The organism is Shewanella sp. cp20, from assembly GCF_000832025.1.
In the GTDB taxonomy this organism is placed as follows: Bacteria; Pseudomonadota; Gammaproteobacteria; order Enterobacterales; family Shewanellaceae; genus Shewanella.
Window position 1 is genome coordinate 1 of record NZ_JPII01000015.1, and the last position, 212, is coordinate 212.

1 rRNA gene is annotated in these 212 nt (G+C 41.5%); it reads left to right on the forward strand.

Annotation, left to right across the window (positions count from 1 at the left end):
- Window positions 1-130: 130 nt before the first annotated feature.
- Window positions 131-212 (forward strand): 5S ribosomal RNA (rrf, locus tag DB48_RS03855); the annotation flags it as partial.

The window sequence follows — 212 nt, forward strand, 5'->3', positions numbered from 1 at the left end:
CAACCCAAAAGGGTTTTTACTGCAAAGTAAGTAATGGTTACTGAATCAAAAGAATACAAAAGTACTTGATTGAAGTGCGAACTCAGATTGACTCTTAGATAGAGTACAGCTTTTCGAATTTACAGTTTTGTCTGGAAACCATAGCATTGTGGTCCCACCTGATCCCATCCCGAACTCAGAAGTGAAACGCAATCGCGCCGATGGTAGTGTGG